This window comes from Hymenobacter citatus (genome assembly GCF_014333615.1).
GTDB lineage: Bacteria > Bacteroidota > Bacteroidia > Cytophagales > Hymenobacteraceae > Hymenobacter > Hymenobacter citatus.
Genome location: NZ_JACSCY010000005.1, coordinates 293017 through 317566 on the forward strand (window position 1 = coordinate 293017; position 24550 = coordinate 317566).

At 62.1% G+C, this 24550-nt stretch carries 12 protein-coding genes; 5 read left to right on the forward strand and 7 right to left on the reverse strand.

Going from position 1 to position 24550, the window contains the following annotated elements:
• Positions 1–105: 105 nt before the first annotated feature.
• The 7 genes from H8B15_RS09350 to H8B15_RS09380 all read right to left on the reverse strand — a co-directional run bounded on the left by H8B15_RS09350 (position 106) and on the right by H8B15_RS09380 (position 15304).
• On the reverse strand, positions 106–2646 hold the full coding sequence (locus tag H8B15_RS09350; RefSeq protein ID WP_187319408.1) for a glycoside hydrolase family 95 protein: 2541 nt from the start codon (positions 2644–2646) through the stop codon (positions 106–108).
• Positions 2647–2751: 105 nt separating this feature from the next.
• Positions 2752–5148 carry a glycoside hydrolase family 31 protein gene (locus H8B15_RS09355; protein WP_216859117.1) on the reverse strand — a complete coding sequence of 799 codons (2397 nt, stop codon included), beginning with the start codon at positions 5146–5148 and terminating at the stop codon, positions 2752–2754.
• Between the two features lie 329 nt (positions 5149–5477).
• Entirely contained in the window at positions 5478–7583 is a 2106-nt protein-coding gene (locus tag H8B15_RS09360; RefSeq protein WP_216859118.1) for a DUF2264 domain-containing protein, read from the reverse strand.
• A gap of 3 nt (positions 7584–7586) precedes the next feature.
• A complete protein-coding gene (locus H8B15_RS09365; RefSeq protein ID WP_216859119.1) occupies positions 7587–9500 on the reverse strand; it encodes a glycoside hydrolase family 35 protein in 1914 nt (637 codons plus the stop codon).
• Positions 9501–9503: 3 nt separating this feature from the next.
• Positions 9504–10532: a glycoside hydrolase family 43 protein gene (locus H8B15_RS09370; RefSeq protein WP_187319409.1), complete on the reverse strand. Its 1029-nt coding sequence runs from the start codon at positions 10530–10532 to the stop codon at positions 9504–9506.
• A gap of 64 nt (positions 10533–10596) precedes the next feature.
• A complete protein-coding gene (locus tag H8B15_RS09375; protein ID WP_187319410.1) occupies positions 10597–12183 on the reverse strand; it encodes a RagB/SusD family nutrient uptake outer membrane protein in 1587 nt (528 codons plus the stop codon).
• 100 nt (positions 12184–12283) lie between these two features.
• Complete coding sequence (locus tag H8B15_RS09380; protein ID WP_187319411.1) at positions 12284–15304, reverse strand: SusC/RagA family TonB-linked outer membrane protein; 3021 nt, start codon at positions 15302–15304, stop codon at positions 12284–12286.
• 505 nt (positions 15305–15809) lie between these two features.
• Between H8B15_RS09380 and H8B15_RS09385 the strand changes: the two genes are divergently transcribed.
• From H8B15_RS09385 to kduI, 5 genes are all read left to right on the forward strand, one after another.
• Positions 15810–20036: a hybrid sensor histidine kinase/response regulator transcription factor gene (locus H8B15_RS09385; protein ID WP_187319412.1), complete on the forward strand. Its 4227-nt coding sequence runs from the start codon at positions 15810–15812 to the stop codon at positions 20034–20036.
• A 234-nt stretch (positions 20037–20270) separates the two neighbouring features.
• Complete coding sequence (locus H8B15_RS09390; RefSeq protein WP_187319413.1) at positions 20271–21395, forward strand: glycoside hydrolase family 88/105 protein; 1125 nt, start codon at positions 20271–20273, stop codon at positions 21393–21395.
• Positions 21396–21427: 32 nt separating this feature from the next.
• Positions 21428–22675: a DUF2264 domain-containing protein gene (locus H8B15_RS09395; RefSeq protein ID WP_187319414.1), complete on the forward strand. Its 1248-nt coding sequence runs from the start codon at positions 21428–21430 to the stop codon at positions 22673–22675.
• A gap of 91 nt (positions 22676–22766) precedes the next feature.
• On the forward strand, positions 22767–23531 hold the full coding sequence (gene kduD / locus H8B15_RS09400; protein WP_187319415.1) for a 2-dehydro-3-deoxy-D-gluconate 5-dehydrogenase KduD: 765 nt from the start codon (positions 22767–22769) through the stop codon (positions 23529–23531).
• 187 nt (positions 23532–23718) lie between these two features.
• On the forward strand, positions 23719–24549 hold the full coding sequence (gene kduI / locus H8B15_RS09405) for a 5-dehydro-4-deoxy-D-glucuronate isomerase (RefSeq protein WP_187319416.1): 831 nt from the start codon (positions 23719–23721) through the stop codon (positions 24547–24549).
• Position 24550: the final 1 nt, after the last annotated feature.

Sequence of the window (24550 nt, forward strand, 5' to 3'; positions counted from 1 at the left end):
AAAAGAGTCAAATTCCAGGAGCAAAGCCAGCGCGGGCCGCGCAAAAGCAAATTTGCCCCCCTTCTTTGACCGTTCTGCCGCTATTGCGGGCCCGCACGGCCCGCCCTACCCGGCCGTAAGCTGATAGGTGCGGCCTTTTTTGGTTTCAAAGCGGAGCACGTAGCCGCGGGCATCCTGCGTAGGCGTGGCCCGCACGCCTTTGATGCGGAAGGGCCGGGCGGCCCGCACCACGCACCGCCCCCCGGCCAGGGCCGTGAGGCTGGCGGTTTGCAGCCGACCATGCTGCCAGGTCATGCCCACCTCGAAGCCGCCGCGGGCGCGCAGCCCCCGCACGTGGCCGGTGTTCCAGGCCGAGGGTAGGGCCGGCAGTAGCTCCACCTCGCCCAGGTGGCTTTGCAGCAGCATCTCGGCCATGCCCGCCGTGCCCGCAAAGTTGCCGTCAATCTGAAAGGGCGGGTGGGCATCGAACAGGTTGGGGTAGGTGCCGCCCGCGCCCCTACCCTTGGCGGGCATGTAGCGCAGCAGCTGCCGAATGAGCGCGTAGGCATGGTCGCCGTCGCGCAGGCGGGCCCACCAGTTGATTTTCCAGGCCTTGCTCCAGCCCGTGCCCTCGTCGCCACGGAGCTCCAGCGTTTTGCGGGCCGCTTGGAACAGCTCGGGCGTTTGGGCTTCCGACAGCTGCCGGCCGGGGTGCAGCCCAAACAGGTGCGACACGTGGCGGTGGTGCGGGTCGGTTTCGGGGAAGTCCCGGTACCACTCCAGCAGCTGGCCCTGCGTGCCCACGCGCGGCGGGTACAGCCGCGCCCGGCTGGCCAGCAGCTGGGCGCGCAGCTCGGCATCTACCCCCAGCACCTGCGAGGCCTCAATGACGTTGGTAAACAAGTCCCAGATGATGGCCATATCCATGGTAGTAGCCACCGACACGCTCTGCGGCTTGCCGTTCTGGTCTTTGAACTGGTTTTCGGGGGAAGTAGAGGGGGCCGTCACGAGGTATCCTTCCGGGCCTTCCACCAGCCAATCGAGGCTGAACAGGGCGGCTTCCTTCATCAGGGGGTAGGCCTCTTCGGCCAGGTAGCGCTTGTCTTGGGTGAAGGCGTAGTGCTCCCACAGGTGCTGGCTCAGCCAGTTGCCGCCTATGGCCCAGTTGGCCCACACCGGGTCGCCGTGGCCTACGTCGCCCACGGGGCTGGTGGTGGCCCAAATGTCGGAGTTGTGGTGCGCCACCCAGCCGCGGGCGTTGTAAAACTCGCGGGCCGTGTGGGTGCCGCCCTTGGCCAGATCGTGCAGCCAGCGCAGCAGCGGTTCGTGCAGCTCGCTCAGGTTGGTCACCTCAGCGGGCCAGTAGTTCATCTGGGTGTTGATGTTGATGGTGTAGTTGGAGCTCCAGGGCGGGCGCACCTCCCGGTTCCAGATGCCTTGCAGGTTGGCCGGCGGCCCGCCCGGCCGCGAGGACGACAGCAGCAGGTAGCGCCCGTACTGGAAGTACAGCGTTTCCAGGGCCGGATCGTAAGCACCTCCCGCGTAGGCTTGCAGCCGCTCGTCGGTGGGTAGGGCCGGGGCGGGGCGCCCGGTGGTATCGGCCACCACCAGCGCCACGCGGCCCAGGTAGCGCTGCACGTCGGCCACGTGGGCCTTCCGCAACGCGTCGAACGACTGGCCCGCCACCTGCTGCATGGCCGCAGTTGCCAGGGCTTTTTCGTCGCGGCCGTCCCGGTCGGGGCACTTGTCGAAGCCGTTGAAGCTGGTGGCGGCCACCACGTACAGCACTACCTCGTTGGCTTGTTCAATGTGCAGCCCCTGGGGCCCAGCCGACACGCGCCCGCCCGGCGCCACCGCCCGCACGCGGTATTGAAACCGCATGCCCCGGCAGCCGCTGGTATCGTCGTACACGATGTGCTCCCGGTCCTTTGGGTTGTAGTAGTTGGGGTCGACGTGGGCGGGGGATTTGCCACTCACTACCAGCTCTTTGCCCTGCTCCACGGTCCAGGTATGCCGCAGCGGACTGCTGGCCGCCACATCCAGCGTGAGGGCGTGGGACCGGCTGGCCCGCAGGCGCACCAGCAGCACGTTGCTTGGGGCCGAGGCCAGTACCTCGCGGGTGTATTCTACCCCGCCCACGGTGAAGCGCGTGGTAGTGGTGGCCGTGGGCAACTCCAGCTCCCGGCGGTAGGCGGTGGGGGCGGCCGCGCCCAGGTCCTGCTGCAACATCAGGTCGCCCAGCGGCAGGTACGATTCGGTGTACAGGCCCTGCATGTGCCGCACCAGCTCGTCGGCTTTGCCGTAATCTTGCTCGCGCAGCAGCGCCTCGCGCACCTGCGGCAGGTAGGCGGCCGCCTGCGGGTTGACGCTGGCCGGCACGGGGCCGCCGCTGTACAAAGTGCTTTCGTTCAGCTGAATCAGCTCTTTCTCTACCCCACCAAACACCATGGCCCCTACCCGACCGTTGCCGACTGGCAGGGCTTCCACCCACTCCGTGGCGGGTTTGTTGTACCACAGCTTCAGGTCGGCAGCGTCCCACTGGCGCGCCTTAGCGGCCGGGCTGACACGGAGGCAGTGGCCCGCTTGGCCGCGTACGGCGCGGGTAGTAGCACAGGCGGGTACCGTCAGCAGCCCCCACAGAAATAGCAGACACAGGAAATACTTCATCGAAAGAGCAGCAAGCAGAACAGGTAAAGAGCAGCTGCGCGAGGGGCCGGTTCAGGCAGCGCTTTCGCCTCCCCCCACGCAAAGCCCCAAGGGGCGCTTGGCAAGTTATAGCTTCACCGTTAGCTTCTTACCCACGTAGCGCACTTCTTTGGCGGGCTCGGTGCCCTCACCTACCCCAGTGCCGTGCTGCTCATCCACCAGTACTACTCGAAACGTGCGCTCCTGTTGCATACCCGGAAACGAACCAGCGCGGTTTTCTACTGTCAGCTGGCGGGCCTTGTCGTTCCAGCGCAGGCGGGTGGTGGCGTAGGCGCCTTTCTCGTAGTTGTAGTTGTCGTTTTCGTCCTCGTAGAGCGTAAACTCGCCATCAGCACCGGGATACACGCGGATTTCCAGCGGCGCATCGGGCTTCTCGCCGGTGTACTGTTGCAGCGGCCCCAGGGGCAGCACGGCGCCGGCACGCACGTAGAGCGGCATCAGGTCGATGGGGGTGGCGCGCTGCACGGTTTGCCCGCCGCGGTGGCGCTTGCCCGTCCAGAAATCCACCCAGCTGGTGCCGGCCGGCAGGTATACTTCGGTTGATTTCGTTTGGGAGAAATCGGGCGGTATGGGCTGGTTTCTATCGGGCCGCTTCACGTACTGCGCCTCCGTGACGGGGCGCACCAGCAAGGCCGGGCCAAACATGTACTCCGAGCTCAGGTCCGTCACCTTCGGGTCGGTGGGGAAGTCCATCAGCAGGGCCCGCATGAGGGTGCCGGCGCGGCTGGTTACGCCCCAGGCGTTGGCGTAGAGGTAGGGTTGCAGGCGGTAGCGCAGGTCGATAAACTTCTTCTGCGCATCAAACGCCCAGCTGCCTTTCTCGCCAAACTGATAAATCTCGCGGGGCGTGTACTCACCGTGGGCGCGCATCATGGGCGTGAGGGCCGCAAACTGCTGCCAGCGCGTAAACAGCTCCTGAAACGCCGGGTCCTGCACGCCCTTGGGGTAGTCGCCGGAGGGGAAGAAGCCGCCGATGTCGCTGTTCCAGTACGGGAAACCGGCCAGGCTTAGGTTGAGGGCGGCCGGTATCTGCTTGGCCAGCACGTCCCAGCGCGAGTTCACGTCGCCCGACCACACCATGGTGGCGTTGCGCTGCTGCCCGGCAAAGGCCGAGCGCGTAAGGATAAACACGCGCTTAGCCTCACTGGCGGCGCGCTGGTGCTGGTACACGCCCGTGGTGCTCACGAGGGGGTAGGCGTTGCGCACCCGCCGGAAGCTGCCCAGGGCGGTTTCGTTGTCGTCGTCGGTGTCGAAGGGCTGGAGCTGGTCGGGCTCGGTGGCATCCAGCCACCAGCCATCCATCCCCAGGCGGAAGATGTTCTTATTCAGGTAGCTCCAGTAGATGTCGCGGGCTTCGGGGTCAAAGGCGTCGTAGACCTTCACGTGGGGCGTTTTGGGCCAGGTGATGAAGTCGAAGAGCATGTCCTTAGCGGCCAGCTCTTGGTAGATCTTGGTCTTTTTGCCGAACGAGGGCCACACCGAAATAATCTGGTGGGCATGCAGCGCGTGCACCTCATCTACCATGCCCTGCGGGTTGGGGAAGCGCGGGTTGCCAAACTCCGTAGAGTTCCAGTAATCGTTGTTTTCGCCCCAATACTGCCAGTCCTGCACAATGCCATCGAGGGGTACGCTTAGGGCGCGGTATTTCTTCACCACGCCCACCGTCTCGTCCTGGCTGCGGTAGCGCTCCTTGCTTTGCCAGAAGCCCAGCGTCCAGCGCGGAAACAGGGGGGCCTGCCCGGTGAGGCTGCGGTATTGGGCCACCACTCCATCGGCCGTGCCGTTGCCGTTCAGCAGGTAGTAATCGGCACAGTCGCCTACCTCTGAATCGAACATCGCACCTTGCTCGCTATCAGTGAATTGCGTGGTGGAGTAATTGTCCCAGAACAGGCCGTAGCCCTTGCCCGAGTGCAGCACCGGCACGGCAATTTCCAGATTGCGCTGCTTCAGCAGTACCTTTTGCCCCCGGTAGTTGAGGTGCCCATCCTGGTGCTGGCCCAGCCCGTACACCGCCTCATTGGGCGCCAGCTGAAACAGCTGCCGCACGCGGTAGGTAGCCGTGCCCAGATCCTGCTTGGCCGTAAAGCGCGAACCGTTGGCCTTTTCGCTGATCAGCGGCTGATTTTTGGCCGTGAGGAAGTACACCTGCCCGGTTTTGGGGTCGATGCGCACCTCGGTGCTAGGGCTGCTCAGGCTGATGAGGCCGTTTTTGCTCGCGTATTTCAGCTTGCCCGGCGCGGGCGTCTGCACCACAGCTAGGCTCTTGGGTTCAATTTCTTTACCCTTCGGAAACTTCACTACCCGCACAATGTCGGGGCTGTAGAACTGCACCTGCACCGTGAGTGAGTCGGTAGACAGTTGCAGGCCGGTGGCGGTTTTTTGGTATTGCTGGGCGTGGGCAGCGGGCACCAGCAACAGGCCGAGCGCCGCCGAAAACAGAGGGCGTAGAGTGGATGTAGTCAAAAGAAAGATAGGTTGAGTGTATGTCAGAGTAGTAGTTCGTGTAAAGCGGTGTGTAGAGACGCAACCTTGCGTCTTGTCGTCCGCGCCGCGTGGCCGATGTCGTTCAACGACGAGACGCAAGGTTGCGTCTCTACGCCGTTTAGGAGGTTCGATATGCTATTCCGAACGCGCGGCGCCCCACCTACCCCACAGATTCCCACGGCCATGGGGTAGGCTGTCTATAATGGGGTGCTATCAGTAGGCGTGGCTGCTTCCCTAATATACAGCCATGCTCAAGCACCTAATCAGTAGGAACGCCGCGCGTTATGCGGAATAGTATCAGTTGTGTATCAAGGCTGTATAGTCTTTTGCTGACCAGTTGCCATGGTCAGGGTGATGGTACCGGCCGGGGCCGCGTAGTGGATGTTTTTCACGGGTAGCAGTTCCTTCGCGGTCCATTTCTGTCCCGACTTCTTCCACAGCAGCAACGTGCCGAACACCACGGGGTGATTATCAGGCGAGGTGGTGCCCACGGCGTTGAGCACGGTGCTGTGGGCGGCGGCCGGGTGCAGCCCGGTGGCGTCCACCGCCTGCGTCTCCGACCACCCACTGAGCGGCACTATCGCCAGCTGGTAGGTGCCATTGTCGATGATGTGGGCCGTGTAGCGCCCTACCTTGCGCGTGCTGCGCCGGATGGTGCCCGCGAGCTGGGGTAGGGCGTAGTGCCCTAGGTGCAGGTCGGTGGCCGTGGGGCTCTGCCCCACGTCTACCCGCAGAATGCCGTTGGGCAGGGGCATTTCGGCCAAGTGCAGCTGCACGTCTTTGTTGGATTGCAGCACGGCGTCGCGGTAATACACGCCATCCTCGAATTTCTTGAAGGTGTAGAGGCGCAGGGGCTCCCACTTATTTTCCTTGTTTTTGAACACGTAGTTCATGGCCACTTCGCCGTTGGGGCCATCGGCCTGCCAGGGGAAGGCGCTGTTGTAGCTCAGGCGGTTGTAGTTCTCGTCGCCGCGGTAGGGGTCAGAGCTATCCTGGTGGCAGGGGGCGCGCAGCTCAGCCGCGCCCACGTTAGGGTAATCCGTTACCAGAATATTAGGGCCGGGCTCAAACTTGTTGAACACCGTGCCATTGGCTAGGGCTGGGGTAGCCCAGGCGCCTTCGTTCTCGGTGGCGGTCCAGAAGGGCGAGTCGGCGGGCACCAGCAGGCCCAGGAAGGCCTTGGCCATCCAGTACACGCTGCCCCGGCAGCTATACGGCTGCACGGCCGGCTCAAAGGACCCGTAGAAGCCTAGCGTGGGCACGTTATCTTCTAAAAAATCGGGGTGTTGCAGAAATTGCAGCATGGCGCCCGAAGCAATGCGCCGCATCCACCCAAAGTTGGTATTGGCGGCCGGGCGCAGGCCCATCAGCGGAAAGGGCACCACCGCCGCAAAGCGGTAGGTGATGCTGCGGCCCCACATAATCAGGTGCCCATCGCGCCCAAACTGGTAGGGGTAGGTGTCTTTGAGTGGGGCGAAGTTCTCGTTGAGCTGCCGGGCCACCTCGGGGTAGCGCTGGCGGCCGTAGTACTCGCTCCACAGCCGGCCGTACATCTGAAACGCCCACATGCTGTAGTAGTCGTAGGTAGGCGCGTCGTTATACCAGCCCTGGCCGTCGTAGTGGGTGAGTTGCTTTTGCAGGTATTCTTCCAGCAGCTTCTTGTTGACCTGGTAGCCGCGGCTCTCGAAAAAGCTGAGGATGAAGATGTTGAAGTAGCGCCAGTTTTGGGGCACCGTGGGGCCGTCGCCGTAGCTGAGCATGGTGGCGGCCAGGGCATCTTTAGTAGCCTGGGGCATCGGGTCCCACAGTACCTCGGGGGCGGCAAACAGGGCCACACCCAGCCCCCCAAACTCCACCAGAATCTGGCTGGGTCCGCCGTTTTTGGCGCGGGGTTGAATGTAGCTGGGGCTTTTCGGGTCGACGAGCAACCCGAGCTGGTGACGGTAGTAGTCGGCTACCTTCACGCCATTGAGCGTGAGACCCGGCTCTTCTTTCAGCAGCGGCGCAGCCATAAACAGAGTGCGGCATAGGCCCTCCAGCTTCTCGGTGGGCACTTGGCCCTCGTTGCGGGGGTAGCTCTTGCCCGGCTCCTTCGGAAACTGCATGGGGTCGTCGAGCTTGTGCACGTAGCTGAACGCGCCGCTGAGCAGGTAGCGGGCGGCATCCTGCCAGTGCCGACGCGTCATGCCGGTGAAGGGGCTGAGGCGCTTGTCGGGCTGCTTCACCTCAAACGGCAGCAGCTTGGTAGGCGCCGGCGCCACGTGCGTATCGAAGTAGGCAGGCGAGGTGGTCTGGGCCACCCCAGGGGTAGGCGCTAGCCACCCGCCTACCCCCAGCAGGCCCATAAGGGCAGTGCGACGGATGGTTGCAGGAATGAGAGGAGGAAAGAAAGCGCGTTGGGTGGGAATGGGCACGGGTTAGTTGGGCTTGCGGGCTTCGCCTTCCGGCTTCAGCACGTTCAGGATAGGTTTTTCGAGGCCGTCGAGCTGGTCTTGCTCAGGTTTCAGCAGCTCTAGCACTACCACCTCATTGCGCCCTTTTTTCAGCCACTCGGCGGGCGCGTAGATGGTTTGCTGGGGGCCGGCTTCCCAGTAACGCCCCAGGTGGTGGCCGTTCAGCCACACACTGCCTTTGCCCCAAGGGCTCATGTCGAGGTAGGTATCGGCGGGGGTAGTGAGCGTGAAGGAGCCGCGCCGCAGTACGGGGCCGTTGCCGGTAGCGGCATTGCCGGGTTTGGTGGCTGGCACCTTCGAAATGTCATCAAACGGCAACGGGAAATGCTGCCAGCCGGTCAACTCTTTGCCCGCAAACGTCACCTTCTCCGTGATGCCCTTGCGGTTCTGCAACAGGTAGGCGCCGAAGTTGATGCGGCCCAGGTTTTCCACCAGAATATCCAGCGTAACGGTGCCAGCGGGTAGGGTGATGGTGGCCTCCTGGTGCTCGCCCTTGCGGCGGTCCAGCACGGCCACGCGCTGGCCGTTCACCAGCACCACGGCGTAGTCGCGCAATTCCGTCAGGCTGAGTACGCCCGTGCGGCCGCCCGGCACCTGGGTACGGTAGAGCACGAAGCCGTAGGGTTGGTGCAGGTCTTCAAACGTCTGGGGTTTGGCGCTGGTCACGGCCTTGGGCAACACGCTCAGCAGCGGGGTAGTCTGGCTCAGACTAACAACCGGAATGCGGGTAGTGGGCTTGGCCGCAGGCACGGCAGGCAGCTTAGTACCCGCGGGTAGGTGCTTCTCAATAGCCTGCCGAAACGCCATAAACTTAGGCGTAGCATTGCCGGCCTCGTCCAGGGGCGCATCGTAGTCGTAGCTGCTGATCTGGGGTTCGTAGCGGGTGCCTTCGCCCTTGTAGTTGGCCCCGTTCATGAAGCCGCGGGTAGTACCCCCGTGAAACATGTACATGTTGATGCTCACGCCGGCGGCCAGCACCGAGTCGAGGCGACCAGCGTATTTCTCGGCGGGCACGGTGTGGTGCGGTGCGCCCCACCAATCGAACCACGCGGGGTACCACTCGGCAATGTAGTAGGGTCCTTTGCCAGCGTGGTTGTCGCGCACAATTTTCTTCACCTGGTCGGGCTTGTCGAGGCCGTTCACGGCGGGTAGCAGGCCGGGCAGGTGGCCGTTGGCCACGTCAGCGGCCGGGTCGCAGGTGTACAGCAGCCCATCGAAGCCGGCCTCTCGGAACAGCTTCTGGTTTTGGGCCAGGTACTCCTTGTCGGCGCCGTAGGAGCCGTATTCGTTTTCCACCTGCACCATCAGCACCGGGCCGCCGTGGTTTACTTGCAAGGGCGTCAGCTGCTTGGCCACGGCGTTGAGGTAGCGCTTGTAGGCGGCCACGTACTGCGGCTCCTGGCTGCGCACCTTCAGGCCGGGCACGTTTTGCAGCCAGTAGGGGTAGCCGCCAAACTCCCACTCGGCGCACACGTAGGGGCTGGGCCGCAGCACCACCCACAGGCCTTCTTCCTGGGCCATTTTCACGAAAGCGGCCACGTCGTGGTTGCCGCTGAAGTCGTACTTGCCGGGCTCCGGCTCGTGCGCATTCCAGAACACATAGGTGCCGATGGTGTTCAGGCCCATGGCCTTGGCCATGCGCATGCGCTGGCGCCAGGCCTCGCGCGGCACGCGGGGGTAGTGTATCTCCCCCGAAATCATCTGGAATGGCTTACCGTCGAGCAAAAAGTGCTCGTCGCCCAGCGCAAAGGTGTGTTTGGCGGCCGCGGGGGCAGCGGCGGTTTTGGTTGCAGGTTTGGTTTGCGCCTGCGTGGCGGCGAGGGTAGTAAGGCTAAGGCCGCTCAGTAGCAGCGCCCGCACAAGTGTCTGATTCAGCACAGCTTACAGAGGTCTAGCAGAGGGTTTGTTGAAGAAATTGAGGCTCCAGTGGTCCAGCCAACCAATGGTAGGTTGGCCGTCTTTGAACTGCACCGGCAGCCACAGATAGCGACTGTCTTTCAGGTCTTTGGGATTCCAACGGTCGGCCATGAAGATGAAGGCGTCTTTCTTGCCCGCCACCGGCAGCACGTAGGTCGACTGCCCACCAAAAGTGAGCTTGGCGTTGGGGCCGGTCATGGGGTCGCCCAGGGGTTTCCAGGGGCCGAACGGGTGGTCGGCTACGTGCAAAGAGGCTTGGTTGGGGTCCCAGCCGGTGCAGCCTGAGGTGATGAGGTAGTACTTGCCGCCGGTTTTGAACAGGGCCGGCGCTTCCTGGTGCTTACTAAACAGCAACGAGTCCTGGGGGGTAGCGGTGAGGTAGTCAGCCGAGAGGCGGGCCAGGCGCAGGTCGTAGTTTTCGCGGGCCGAGTAGACGTGGTAGGCAGTGCCGTCGTCGTCCACAAACAGACCCATATCGCGCGACATGTTGCCGTTAGGCCGGAAGCTGTTCACGTACTTGAATGGGCCTGTGGGCTTATCGGCCACGGCCACACCGGCGCGGGCGGCCTTGTAGCCCTGGCCCTTCAGCTCCAGGTGAAACCACATCACGTACTTGCCGGTCTTCTTGTTGTAGATGACCTTGGGCCGCTCCATCAGGCAGCCGGCCGCAATGTCGCTCTGCGCATCCTGGCTGGGGGGTAGGGCCACGCCTTCGTACTTCCAGTTATACAGGTCTTTGGAAGAGTACACGTTCACGCCTTCTTCCTGGTGCTGGGCGCGCTTCTCACCGTACCAATAATAGGTATTCCCTACCTGCAATAGGCCCCCGCCGTGGGCATTGATGAGGTTGCCGTCGGTGTCGTACCACAGCTCGCCGGGGCGGAAAGCAGTGCTTTTCGTCTTTGGGGCGTTGCTGAGGGTAGCGGGGAGTTTCGCTAGGGTCGTCCCAACACTCAGCCCGAGGCCTGCTAAAACAAGAAATACTCTTTGCATACGCGTAAAAGCATACGGCCGGCTGCGCCGGCAGCCGGCCGTATACCTCATGACAGGGATGTGGTTAGTAGCCAGGATTCTGCGTCAGCGTAGCGCTGGTGTTCCGGTCTATTTCCGACTGCGGAATGGGCATCAGCGCCTTCTGAGCCGTCAGGCCCGTCACGGAGGCGCCGTTCAGGCGGAGCGTGCGCTCTACCAGCGTGCCGGTGCGCACCAGCGTAATGCGGCGCTGCTCCTCGCCAATCAGCTCGCGGGCGCGCTCATCCAGGATGAAGTTCAGATCCATCTGGCTGGCCGTTACCTGAGGGGCTTTGGCACGGGTGCGCAGCACATTGATGCTGGTAGCGGCGCCGGCCGTGTTGCCTTGCTTCATCTGAGCCTCGGCCAGCAGCAGGTAGGTTTCGCCCAGGCGCATCATGGGTAGGTCCTTGATGGTACCGTAGCCGAAGGGGTCGGCGGGATTATACTGGTTCCACTTGGTGGTGTAGGGCGTGATGTAGTAGATGGTGTCGGTTCCCTTCAGGCCCGTTACACGCTGGCGATACAAAGCTGTCTGAGCGGGGTCGTTGTAGTAGAAGCGACGCTTGAGGTTGTATTTCGAGTTGCGCATATCCGCACTCTCGTCTTTGGGATACAGGCGGTAATCCACCCAGTTGCTGAGACGCATGCGCCCGATGCCGCGGCCACCCAGCGAGTCGGCAATGACCATCCCTTTGATGTTGTAGTAGCCGGGCACCCACATGCGGCGCTGCTGGGCATCGGTCTGCGCACCCGGCACGTTCAGCTGCTGTTCTATGCCCCAGATGATTTCCGTGTTGCCTTGGTTGCGGCGCTGGTTGCCCACAATAAACATGTCGGAGAAGTAGTCGCCGGGCTGGTTGGTGCGCACGCCGTAGCGGGCCGTAATCAGCTTGTAGGTGCCGCTGCTGATGAGCGTTTGCAGTACCTTTTCGGCCTCGGCGGGCTTGTTCATGCGCAGGTATACCTGGCCCAGCAAGTGCTGGGCTGCCCCCCGCGTAATCCGGCCCGACACGGCTTTATTCGCATCAAACATATTGGGAATGGCCGTGTTCAAATCGTTCACAATAAAGTCATTGACCTCGGCAATGGGCGTGCGTGTGAAGTCGGTGCGGGGCGAGGTCACGGGCTCCTTTACCAGGGGCACGTCGCCGAAGAGCGTAGCCAGAAAGTCGTAGGCATAGGCCCGGAAGAAGCGCGCCTCCGCCGAAATCCGGTTTTTGTAGCCCTGGCGCAGCGAGGCCGGTGCGGCCTCAGCCCCGGCAATAATCTGGTTGGCGTTGTTGATGGTGCGGTAGGCCCAGCTCCAGTAGAAGCTGGCGCCCGCATCCTGCGAGTTCAGCTGGGTATAGTTGTAGTAGGGGACTTCTACGCCCTCTACCTGCCCCGGAATGGCCACGTCGGTGCCTTCCTGCATGATGCCGAGCAGGCCTTGCCGCCCGGCGGACGTGTACTGCTCGCGCACCACGGATTGCAGGCCGGCCATAGCGGCCTCAAAGCCCAGCGAGTCGACCAGTACGGTTTGGGGCGTATAGAGTGAGGGCGGGTTCTCGTCCAGGTATTCTTTTTCGCAGGAGCTGAGCAGTTGCATCGCGCTCAGCAGCCCAAGGCAAGCTAACGTAAAACGTTTCATATCAAATTTTTTTTAAGCTGTTAGCTAATGGCTGTTAGCTGCTAGCTGTTGTTCAATAAAAAGCTATCAGCTAGCAGCTAATAGCTATCAGCTACTGTTTCTACCGCAGGCCGATGTTCAGGCCGAATACCACGGTGCGCACGTTGGGGTAGTTGGTGCCGCCGTTGCCGGTGCCGTTGCCCACGGTGTAGCTCTGCTCGGGGTCCCAGCCTACCCAGTCGGTCCAGGTGTAGAGGTTGCGGCCGCTCAGATATACCGACAGATTGCCCATGTGCAGGCGCTCGGCCAGCGAGGAGGGGAAGTTGTAGTTCAGCGTCACGTCTTTGAGACGGGTGAAGCTGGCGTCGCTGGGGTAGCTATAGCCGCGGGGGTTGTTGTAGTTAAGGCCGGGGCGGTCCTGGCTCATGTTTGCCGCCGTCCAGTAGCCAATTTCCTGGGAGGTGTTGATGCGGCCACCCAGGTCCACAAAGTTCAGGTTGCCGTTGTTGCGCAGCACGCCTTGCACCGTTTGGAAGAACACGCGCAGGCTCAGCCCCTTGTATCGGAAGGTATTGGTGATGCCGCCCTGCCACTCGGGGATGGTGCTTCCCTGGTAGGTGCGGTCGTTGCTGTCAATCTTGCCGTCGCCGTTCACGTCCCGAAACTTCAGGTCGCCGGGCTTAGCGGAGGCATCTTGCCGGCTGGGGTCTTCGCCTACCTGCCACACGCCTTCTTTCTCGTAGGTGTAGATACCGTTGAGCGCCTTGCCAATGAACAGGTTGCTGCCGATATCGTCGCCGCCCGTGCCGTAGATTTGCAGCACGCGGTTGCGCACCACGGAGAAGTTCAGATTGGTTTCCCAGCCGAAATCAGACTTATCGATATTCCTGGTGGCCAGGGCCACATCCACGCCTTGGTTGCGCACCGAGCCCACGTTAGCTAGAATAGAACCGTAACCTGTGATAATGGGTAGCTGGCGGTTCAGCAGCAAGTCGTTGGTCTTGGCATCGTAGTATTCCACCGAGCCCGTAACGCGGTTTTTCAGCACCCCAAAGTCCACGGCGTAGTTGACGCTAGAGGTGCGCTCCCACTTCAAATCAGCATTGCCGATGATATTAGGACGCAGGCCTACCGTCGTCACTCCATTATAAGCATATTGTAGCTGCGACAGGCCCGTGATGGTACCGTATGGGCCGATGGCCTCGTTGCCGGTGGTACCGTACGAGAAGCGCAGTTTCAGCTGGCTCACCAGAGAATTATCCTGCAAGAAGGCTTCGTTGGCGATGTTCCAGCCCAGGGCGATGGAAGGGAATACGCCGTATTTGTCGGTATTGGCCCCAAACACCGTGGAGCCGTCGCGGCGGGCCGTTACCGTGAGCAGGTAGCGGCTGTCGTAGTTGTAGTTGATGCGGCCCATCTGCGAGAGCAATGCCCGCCGCTCGCTGTAGGAACTGATAGTAGGCGGCAAGGAGCCGCCGCCGATGCCATTGAAGCCGATGTTGTCGTTGATGAAGCCGTTGGCGTTTTCGGTGGTGGTAAAGTAGGTGTTCTGCTGGGAGCTGTACAGAGCCGTCACGTCCACGTGGTGCTTGCCAAAGTCGCGGGCATAGCTCAGAATATTCTCAATGGTGTAGTTGCGGCGCTCATCATTCAGCAGCTGCGCGTAGCCGTTGAGGTTACCAAAATCCCTACCCTCGTAGTAGGCATAGCGGTAGGGGCGGAAAGAGTAGGTGGCATTCAGGCGGTACTTCAGTCCTGGCGCGAAGGTGGGCGCCACTTCGGCGTAGCCCGTGCCCGTGAGCTGGTTCACCACGCTTTCGCGGGTGGTATTCAGAGCCAGCAGGGGGTTTTTGATCAGCAATTCCGGCAGCTGGGGGTAGATGGCGTAGGTGCTGCCGTCGGGGTTGTAGAGGTTGCCGTAGGGGCTGGTTACTTGGGCCAGCGTGAGGTCGGCGCGGCCGCCGTTGTCGTTGTTGGTGGAGAAGAACGACGAGGTACCCACCCGCAGCCACGGCGTCAGGTTGGCGTCGATGTTGGTGCGCAGGCTCACGCGCTGAAACTGAAAGCCTTTGAGCGTGCCGCGCTGCTTGAAATACTCCCCCGACACGAAATACTTCACGTCGTCGGTACCGCCCGAAATCGACAGGTTGTGGTCCTGAATCACGCCGGTCTGCTTGATTTCCTTCATCCAGTCCACCGTGCGGCCGGCTTGTAAGTTCACTACCTCCGCCGAGTTGGGTAGGGGCTGGGTAGGCGTAAAGCCGCGCTGAACGGCAAAGTCCTGATACTTCTGCGCGTATGCTTCCGGGGAGAGTGGGTTCAGGTTTTGAATGAAAAACTCGGGCCCCGCGTAGCCGTTGTAGCGAATCTCGGGCTTGCCGGTTTTGCCGCGCCTGGTGGTAATCAGGATAACGCCGTTGGAGCCGCGCGTACCGTAGATGGCCGTGGAGCTGGCGTCTTTCAGCACCTCAATAGAGGCTATATCGTTGGTATTGATGTCGTTGAGGTTACCCGGAAATGGCAGCCCGTCCACTACAATGTAGGGCGAGGTACTGGCCGTGATGGAGCGTACCCCCCGAATCTGAATGTTGGGCTGCGCGCCCGGCACCGCCGAGCTGGTCACAATGTTCACGCCCGCCACCGAGCCGGCCAGTGCCTGCGCCACGTTGGATACCGGAATCTTCTCCAAGCGGTCCTGCGGCACCGATACCACCGAGCCCGTCACGTCGGAGCGCTTCTGGGTGCCGTAGCCCACTACCACCACTTCCTCCAGGGCCTTGGTATCCGTTACCATTCGCACATCAAAGGTGGTGCGACTACCCAGCGGAAACTCCTGCGAGGTGAAGCCGATAGACGAAATCAGCAGCGTACCGCCTTGGTTGGCCGTGGGCACTACCAGCGAGAAGCGGCCGTCGGCGTCGGTGCCCGTGCCGATGGTGGTACCTTTCACCACCACCGTGGCGCCGGGCAGGGGCTGGCCCTGGTCGTCGGTTACGCGGCCGGTAATGGTCTGGTCGACGGGGGCTACCGCCTCCGTGGTGGGGCGCACTGGTGCTCCGGGGTGGCTGCGCGCAGCGGGTGCGGCGAGGGCTACTTGCAGGGGTACAAGCGTCCCGCATAAGAGTAACGGTTTTACTCTCATAGAAGTGAAGGGATTTTGCGTCCGGCAAAGGCCGGAGCAAGGTGGGAGATGTAAAATTTTTCCAAAAAGTCTTCTGTAAGTAGGCGTTGTTGTCGGGGCGGGGCAGGGAAGGATGTTGCTCAGTGCAGGCCAACCTATCCGTTTGCGGGCGCCTCCTTGGTGGTAGGTAAGCGCTGCTTCCGGCAACTACCTCCGTGGTGTTGGGAACTAGCCAAATGTAGAAGGAGCTTTAGAGGAGAGTAGGGGACAATTCAATCGAAAAAAGGGGTTAAATTGGTCATCCATTCCTCGCACAATCGATTGATATACTTAATCAATTACAATAACCTGTTCTGCAGCAGGCAGTTGCATCCTTATTTAGCTCTCTTACTGCTTTTCTTTTTCTTTCTAAATGGGTAACCGCAATCGTTTGCAAACTCACCTCCGGGACATTCTCGTATTCCTTTCTGCCCCATTTCTTGTGGTACTGAAGGCGGTATGCAGCCGGTATAGATGGGGGGTTTTGTTGACGCTGGCTGGAGGCCATCAGGCGCTGGCGCAGAGCGCGCCCAGTGCGTTTCGTTTCGAGCACCTGACTGTGAATGAAGGCCTCTCACACAGCGACGGTATGGCCGTGACCCAGGACCGGGCCGGCTTCATTTGGGTGGGCACCAACCGCGGCCTCAACCGCTACGACGGCTACACCCTGAAGCAGTACTCGCTGCCCGTGAACCCGCACAACGGCATATCCAGCAACCGGATTTCGGTGCTGCATGTGGGAACTAAGGGGCGCCTATGGGTAGGCACCGAGCGGGCCGGCCTGAGTTTATATAACGCAGATCAGGACGACTTTTTTCGGCTCGATGAGCAGCACATTCCGGCGGCCTACCAGGCCCAGGCCCGCTTGCTGGCCCAGTCCGACGTAACGGCCCTGGCGTCGGATACGCTGGGACGCCTATGGGTAGGCACCGACCGCACCGGTCTGTTTGTACTGACCTTCGACCAGCAGGGGCGCGTGCAGACAGTACAGCAATTGTCGCCTTATACGCACCAGCAGCCTGTGCTGCTGCACATCACCAGCCTGGCACTTGATGCGGAAGGCAAGCTGTGGGTAGGCAGCAGAACCTCGGGGCTCCATTTCATCCGCACTACCCTAGCCAGCTTTCAGCCACAGACTGCCACCGGGGCCATCACATCGGTGCGGGCCCTGCACCTCGACCGCCACGGCGACTTGTGGGTAGGCACCGACCACCGGGTGTATTGGGTGAGTGCCGCCAACCGGCGCACCGTGCGGGAGCTAAGCACACACCCCCTACCCCAGGAGCTGCCGGTCATTCAATCAGTATATTCAGACTCGTTTGGGCGGCTTTGGGTGGGCACTATCTACGGGCTGCACGTGTGGGAAGCAGGTGCCCGCACCGGTCTTGCGCCCCCACTACGCGCCGAGACTCCTACCCTGTTTCTGCCGCAGGACGGGGAGCCATTCAGCATCAACTCCGAGCGGGTGCACCAAATCTTTGAAGATCAGCACCAAGTGCTGTGGCTGTGCGCCTCGGCTGGCGGCCTCAACAAGGTAGACCTGCGCCAGAAACCCTTTGGCAGCATTCGGCAGCAGCTTACGGGGCGGCTGGCCCTGTCCAACAACTACGTCAATGCCATTTATAAGGAGGAGGCACGCAATACCTTGTGGTTTGGCACCCGCAACGGGGTAGCCAGCTACGACCTGGCCCGGCACACCTACCACAACTACCTCGATCAGCAAAGCGGTGGCGCCCGCGGGGTCGATGTTTCGGCAGTTTTTCAGACCACCAACGGCACGCTCTGGTTTGGGACGCGCGGCCACGGCCTGGTCACGCTTAGCCGGACAAACGGCCAGGAAAAGCTGACCACCTACGATAAGCTACCCAGTGGACTTTCGCTCAGCAACACGGCCATTGAGCGCATCACGCAGGACAAGCGCGGCACAGTGTGGGTGGCTACGTTTTCGGACGGACTGTGCTGCTTCAGCCCTGACGGCCAGTACCTGGGCACCTACCGCACCACCAACAGCGCCCTGCCCACCAACCAGTTTTCCTTTCTGCTCTACGATGCCAAGCGCGACGTGCTGTGGGCCAGCACCCGCGACGCGGGCCTGCTGAAGCTGCGCGCCACTCCCAGCGCGCTACGCGTGCTGCAACACTACCAGTACGCGCCAGGAAAGCCCAACAGCCTGCGCGTGAACTACACGTGGCCGCTGCTGCTGGACGAGCAAAACACTCTGTGGATTGGTACCATTGGCGGCGGCCTGCACCAGCTGCGCACCGATGCGGCCGGCCATGAAACCATGCGCTCCTACTTCGACCAGTTGCCGGAGCAGGACGTAGAGAGCATTCTGGCCGATGAGGCAGGCCACCTCTGGATAGGCGGCACCGGCCTTTACCGCTTCACGCCCGCCACCCGCCAATACCTACGCTACGATGTGGCCGACGGCCTACAAAGCAATGCGTTTAAGATAGGCTCGGCGGCGCGCGCCCAGGATGGCACGCTCTACTTTGGGGGCATCAACGGCATCAACTACTTCCAACCCTCTGATATCCAGGCCAACCCCTACGCGCCGACAGTGCAGATTACCGGCCTGCGCGTGACCAACCGCCCCGTAGCCGTAGGCGACACTGTGAATGGCCGCGTGCTACTCCGGCAGGCGCTATCGGTGCCGCAAACCGTGACCATCCGCAACGCTGAAAACGACTTTCTGGTGGAGTTTGTGGCCCTGAACTACGCCAATCCCCAAAAGAGCCGCTACGCCTACCGCCTGGTGGGCTACAACGAGGACTGGGTGTACCCCGCGCCGGGGCAGCGCACAGCCAGCTTTGCCAACCTACCCGCGGGCCATTATACGCTGGAGGTGAAGGCCAGCAACGGCGAGGGCGTGTGGTCGAAGCACTACGCCACCATGCAGTTTGAGGTGCTGGCGCCCTGGTGGCGCACGTGGTGGGCCTACCTGCTCTACGTGGTGGCGGCGGTGGGCGCGGTGGCCTGGTTCCGGCGCGTGGAAATGGCCCAGCAGCAGCTTAAAAACCGCCTGCTGCTAGAGCAGTTTCAGGTTGAAAAGGAGAAGGAGCTGACCGATTTAAAGCTGGGCTTCTTCACCAATATCTCCCACGAGCTGCGCACCCCGCTCACCCTCATTCTAGGGCCGATGGAAGAAATCATGCGCGCCGCTGGCCCCGTGGCCGACCTGCGGGGCAAGGTGCAGCTGATGCACCGCCAAACGCGCAAGCTGCTGGAGCTGGTGAATCAGCTACTGGACTTCCGGAAGGTGGAAACCGGCCACGTGCCCCTGCGTGCCCAGCGCGCCGATGCCGTGCGCTTCCTCACTGATATCTACTCCGTTTTTCAGTTGAAAGCCCAGGAGCGCAGCGTGACCTACCTGCTGGACGTGCCTACCCAGCCGGTGCCGCTGTATTTCGACCGGAGCAAGCTGGAAATCATCCTGACCAATCTGCTGGCCAACGCCTTCAAGTATACCCGCAACAAGGGTAGGGTAGAGCTGGCCGCCACCGTCATTGGCAATGCTGCCGGCGAGGCCCTCTACCACCAGGGCCAACTGGCGGGCAACTACTTGAAAATCACCGTGACGGATACGGGCGTGGGCATCAAGGCCAGCGAGCTGGGCCGGATTTTCGACCCCTACTACCAGGCCTCGCACACCAACACGTTGCGCATGACGGGCACGGGCATTGGCCTGTCGCTGGCGCGGCAGTTTGCCGAGCGCCACGGCGGCCAGCTCACCGTGAGCAGCACCCAGGGGGTAGGCACCACGTTCGAGCTGCGCCTGCCGCTGGGCCAGCAGCACCTCAAGCCCGAGGACATTCAGCCGGAAGATGATGCGCTGGCTACCCCCGCCGAGTCGGAAGAGCTGTTGGAGGTGCTCGAAGTAGCCAAAGAACCAGCAGAGGAGTACGCGGCCCTACCCGCCGCCCCGACGGGGCCGCCGCGCCTGCTGGTGGTGGAAGACAACGACGAAGTGCGCCAGTATCTGCAACAGCTTTTCGCGACCGAGTACGAAGTGCTGACGGCCGCCGACGGTCTGGAAGGCTGGGACGAGGCCTTGCAACACCTCCCTGACCTGATTATCTCGGACGTGATGATGCCACACTCCGACGGCCTGGAGCTGTGCCAACGCGTGAAGCAGCATCCCAAAACGGCGCATATTCCGTTGCTGCTGCTCACGGCCCGCACCGCCGAAACCCACCAGTTAGAAGGCCTGGGCTTGGGTGCCGACGACTACATGAGCAAGCCCTTCAACCCTACCCTGCTGCTGGCCAAAGCGGACGCCCTGCTGCGCAACCGCCGCAAGCTGCACGAGTACTACCAGCGCCACATCTTACTAGAGCCCACCGAAATAACCGTTCCCGACGCCGACCGCGAGTTCTTGGAAAACGCCATGCGCGTAGTGGAAGACCACCTCGAAGACGCCGAGTTCAACGTGCAGGTGCTGGTGCGGAAGGTAGGCATGAGCCAGTCGGTGTTCTACCGGCGCATCAAGAGCATCACGGGCCAAACGGTGGTAGAGTTCATCCGCGACGTGCGCATGAAGCGCGCCGCCCAACTGCTGGCTGGTACTACTATGCGCGTGTCGGAGGTAGCGTTTCAGGTGGGCATTGAGGATGCCAAGTACTTCCGCAAGATGTTCCAGAAGATCTACAGCGTGACGCCCTCGGAGTACGCCCGGCAACACCGCCAGAGCAAGGAAGCGGCTGCCGTGGAGTAGGCATATCGAATAGGGAGGCCGTCATGCTGAGCTTGCCGAAGCATCTCGCGTGCTGATGTTGCAACGGTAATCCAGATGTCAGCACGCGAGATGCTTGGCAAGCTCAGCATGACGGCCTTTGCACTATACATCAGGCTACCAGACGAATCTTTCCCCCTTAATCTTAGGATACGCCCCCCTACCTTGTGCGGGCAGATGCCTACTATTGCGGATACCTTCCCTACCCTACTGCCTATGCCTCGTTCTTTCCGTTTGCGCCGGTTGCTTACCGGTGTACTTCTCACGCTAAGTCTACCTCTGACTAGCCATGCCCAGGCCACCACGCCGGTTGACAAGGCGCTGTTCAAGCCCAAGTTCATCAAGCAGCAACTGCTGAAAGCCACCCGCTGGCAACTGGCCCACCCCAAGCACGAACTCACCGACTGGACCAACGCAGCTTTCTACTCGGGCGTGTTTGCGGCCTATCAAACCACCAAAACCAAGTGGGTGCTGGATTCGCTCATGGCCATGGGCAACCGCACCCAATGGCGCCCCGCCAAGCGCTACGACCACGCCGACGACATTGCCATCTGCCAGACCTACCTCAATCTGTACCGCCTCAAAAAGGACCGGCAGATGATAGCGCCTACCCTGGCCGCTTTAGATAAGCTCTACACCACGCCCGGCCCCGAGGTGCAGCAGCACGGCATTACGTGGTGGTGGTGCGATGCCCTGTTTATGGGTCCGCCCGTGCTGGTGAAGGCCGCCCTGATCGACAACCAGCCCCGTTACCTCGCTTTCAACGACACCTTATATAAGCAGACCTACCGCCGGCTCTATAACCAGCAGCAGCACCTGTTCACCCGCGACGCCTCTTACCTCTGGAACGCGGCCGGCGAGGGCAAGAAGGAAAGCAACGGCCAGCCCATTTTTTGGAGCCGCGGCAATGGCTGGGTGATGGGCGGCCTGGTGCAAATCCTGCAAGAATTACCCAAGGACCACCCCACGCGGCCGTTCTACCAAAACCTATTCAAGGAGATGAGCGCCCGCCTCATCGAGCTGCAACAGCCCGACGGCCTGTGGCGCGCCAGCCTCCTCGACCCCGGCGCCTACCCCGGCGGCGAGGCCTCAGGCTCGGGCTTCGACTGCTACGCCCTGGCCTGGGGCATCAACCAGGGCCTGCTCGACCAAGCCACCTACCTACCCCATGTGCAGCAAGCGTGGGCCGGGCTGAACCGGTGCGTGTCGCCGGAGGGGCGCGTGGGGTGGGTGCAGCCCATCGGCGCCGACCCGCGCCGCGACTTCTCGGCCGACAGCTGGGAGGTGTACGGCACCGGCGCGTTTTTGCTGGCCGGTTCGGAAGTTATCAAGCTGAAGTAGCCCGGCTGCTTCGTTTTACTCTATTTCTGCTCATGGAACGACGCACCTTCGTTGCGCAATCGGCGGCGGCTTTATCGGCACTGGCCCTACCCGGTGCCAGCCTGGCGAGCAGCGCCTTGCCCCTACCCACCCCTGCCAAACCTACCGACCGCGAATACTGGCTCAGCACCTTGCTGAAAGTAGCCGACCCGGTGCTGACCAACGCCGCGGCTGGTCGGCTGAAAGCTAAGATGCCCGTAGAATCTGCCCCCGGTCAGGAAGCGGGCCGCCGCAGTGTCACCTACCTCGAAGCGCTGGGTCGCACGCTCACGGGGCTGGCGCCCTGGCTGGAGCTACAAGCGGTGCCCGCCAACGAGCTGGCCCGGCAGCAGCGCTACCGGGAGCTGGCCCGCCAGGCCATTGCCCAGGGCGTCAACCCCCAGTCGCCGGACTTCCTGAACTTTACGGAGGGCGGGCAGCCGGTGGTAGACGCCGCGTTTCTGGCGCACGCCATGCTGCGCGCCCCTACCCAGCTCTGGGACCAGTTGCCCGAGGCTACCAAGACGCAGCTGGTAGCGGCTCTGCAAAGCAGCCGCGTCATCAAGCCGTATTACAGCAACTGGCTGTTGTTCAGTGCTATCATTGAGGCGGCATTGCTGAAATTCACCGGCGCTGGCGACTTGATGCGCATGGACTACGCCATCAAAGAGCACCTGACCTGGTACAAGGGCGACGGCACCTACGGCGACGGCCCCGACTACCACTGGGACTATTATAATAGCTACGTGATTCAGCCCATGCTGCTGGATGTAGTGGGCACCCTGGTGGCGGCCGGCAAGGAGCGCAAAGAGCTGCTGGAGCTGCTGCGCGCCCGCGCCCGGCGCTATGCCCAGGTGCAGGAGCGGCTGATTTGTGCCGATGGCTCGTTTGCCGCTTTCGGCCGCTCGCTGGCCTACCGCTGCGGGGCGTTTCAGCACCTGTCGCAGGTGGCCTTGCAGCAGTTGTTGCCCGAGGAGTTGCCGGCCGGGCAGGTGCGCAGCGCCCTCACGGCCGTTATCCGGCGCACCCTAGAGCCCAAGGGCACCTTCGACAGCAAGGGCTGGCTGCAAATTGGGCTATGTGGGCATCAGCCGGGCATTGGTGAGGTCTACATTTCCACAGGCAGCCTCTACCTGTGCACCGCCGCCTTCCTGCCCCTGGGCTTGCCCAGCACCGACGCGTTTTGGACCGCCTCGGCCCAAGACTGGACCGCCAAAAAAATCTGGTCGGGGCAGGATATCAAGACCGACCACGCCCTGTAAGACCCCACTTTTCCTACCCTACCCCGACAGCCCAGGACAGTGGAACCGGCCACGTGCTCTATCTTGTCGGCTTACCTCCTACCCTTTACGTATGACTTCTTCTTTCGATTTGACGGGCAAGCTGGCCCTTGTAACGGGCTGCAACCGCGGCATTGGGCAGGCCATGGCCGTTGGTCTGGCCGAAGCCGGCGCCGACATCATCGGCGTGTCGTCGTCGCTGGCGCTGAGCGGCTCCGAGACTGAGCAGCAGGTGCAGGCGCTGGGCCGGCAATTTCACGCCTACCAGGCCGATTTCAGTCAGCGCCCGGCCGTGGATGCCTTTATCGCCCAAGTGCAGCAGGACTTTCCGCAGATTGATATTCTGATCAACAACGCCGGCACCATCAAACGCGCCCCCGCCGCCGAGCACTCGGATGAGCTGTGGGACGAGGTGCTGGCCATCAACCTGGATGCGCCCTTCCGGCTGGCCCGCGCCATTGGCGGGCAAATGCTGCAACGTGGCAGCGGCAAAATCATCTTCACGGCCTCGCTGCTCACGTTTCAGGGCGGCATTACGGTGCCGGGCTACGCGGCCAGCAAAGGCGCCATTGGCTCTGTGGTGAAGGCCCTAGCCAACGAATGGGCCGGCCGGGGCGTAAACGTGAATGCCATTGCCCCCGGCTACATCGCCACCGACAACACCCAGGCCCTGCGCAACGACCCCGACCGCTCGCAGAGCATCCTGAGCCGCATCCCAGCCAACCGCTGGGGCACCCCTGCCGACTTCAAAGGCCCCACCGTCTTCCTGGCCTCGCCGGCCGCCGACTACGTACACGGCACTATCCTCACCGTCGACGGCGGCTGGATGGGGAGGTAAGTGGTGAAATTGTGAGTGGTGAAATTGTGAATAAATACGGCTGTCATCCTGAGCTTGCGAAGGACCTTATGCCCGCAGAACGAGTCGTTGTTACGCAAGTCGCCCTGACGTGATAAGGTCCTTCGCTGCGCTCAGGATGACAGTTCCAATTAAACATCCCATCCAAGACCCCAAGACCCTAACAACCATGATCCAACGATATGCTATCGGGCCGCGCGAGACGGCCATGATGAACACCGCCGAGCTGCGCGAGAACTTCCTGCTGGAAAACCTGTTTGTGCCCGGCGATATTCAGCTGGTATACACCCACTACGACCGCATGGTGGTAGGCGGCGTGGTGCCCACCGGCGACGCCATCCCCCTGCCCTGCCCCGATAATCTGAAGGCCGACTTCTTCCTGCAACGCCGCGAGCTGGGCATTCTCAATATCGGCCAGCCCGGCACCGTGACGGTGGATGGCACCACCTACGAGCTGGGCCGCCAGGATTGCCTGTACGTGGGCAAGGACGCCCAAGAGGTGGTATTCGCCAGCGCCGACCCGTCGCAGCCGGCCCGCTACTACCTGCTCTCTACCCCGGCCCACGCCACCTACCCCACCAAGCGCCTCACCCAGGCCGAGGCCACGCCCGTGACGCTGGGCACCATGGAAGCCGCTAATCAGCGCACCATTTTCAAGTACATCTACAACGAAGGCCTGCCCAGCTGCCAGCTGGTGATGGGCCTCACGCAGCTGCACCCCGGCTCGGTGTGGAACACCATGCCCGCCCACACCCACGACCGGCGCATGGAGGCCTACCTCTACTTCGATCTGGCCGAGGGCCAGCGGGTGCTGCACCTAATGGGCCAGCCCCAGGAAACCCGTCACCTGTGGGTAGCCGAGGGCCAGGCCATTCTGTCGCCGCCGTGGTCGATTCACTCGGGTTGCGGCACGGCCGGCTACACGTTTATCTGGGGTATGGGTGGTGAAAACCAGGAGTATACCGACATGGACCCCGCCCCCATCGACAAACTGCGCTAGC

Bases quoted from the DNA above. Each gene is read 5' to 3' on its own strand.
- H8B15_RS09390 (WP_187319413.1), top strand. From the start codon at position 20,271: ATGCCTCGTTCTTTCCGTTTGCGCCGGTTGCTTACCGGTGTACTTCTC.
- H8B15_RS09395 (WP_187319414.1), top strand. From the start codon at position 21,428: ATGGAACGACGCACCTTCGTTGCGCAATCGGCGGCGGCTTTATCGGCA.
- H8B15_RS09370 (WP_187319409.1), bottom strand. From the start codon at position 10,532: ATGCAAAGAGTATTTCTTGTTTTAGCAGGCCTCGGGCTGAGTGTTGGG.
- H8B15_RS09375 (WP_187319410.1), bottom strand. From the start codon at position 12,183: ATGAAACGTTTTACGTTAGCTTGCCTTGGGCTGCTGAGCGCGATGCAA.
- H8B15_RS09350 (WP_187319408.1), bottom strand. From the start codon at position 2,646: ATGAAGTATTTCCTGTGTCTGCTATTTCTGTGGGGGCTGCTGACGGTA.
- kduD (WP_187319415.1), top strand. From the start codon at position 22,767: ATGACTTCTTCTTTCGATTTGACGGGCAAGCTGGCCCTTGTAACGGGC.
- kduI (WP_187319416.1), top strand. From the start codon at position 23,719: ATGATCCAACGATATGCTATCGGGCCGCGCGAGACGGCCATGATGAAC.
- H8B15_RS09380 (WP_187319411.1), bottom strand. From the start codon at position 15,304: ATGAGAGTAAAACCGTTACTCTTATGCGGGACGCTTGTACCCCTGCAA.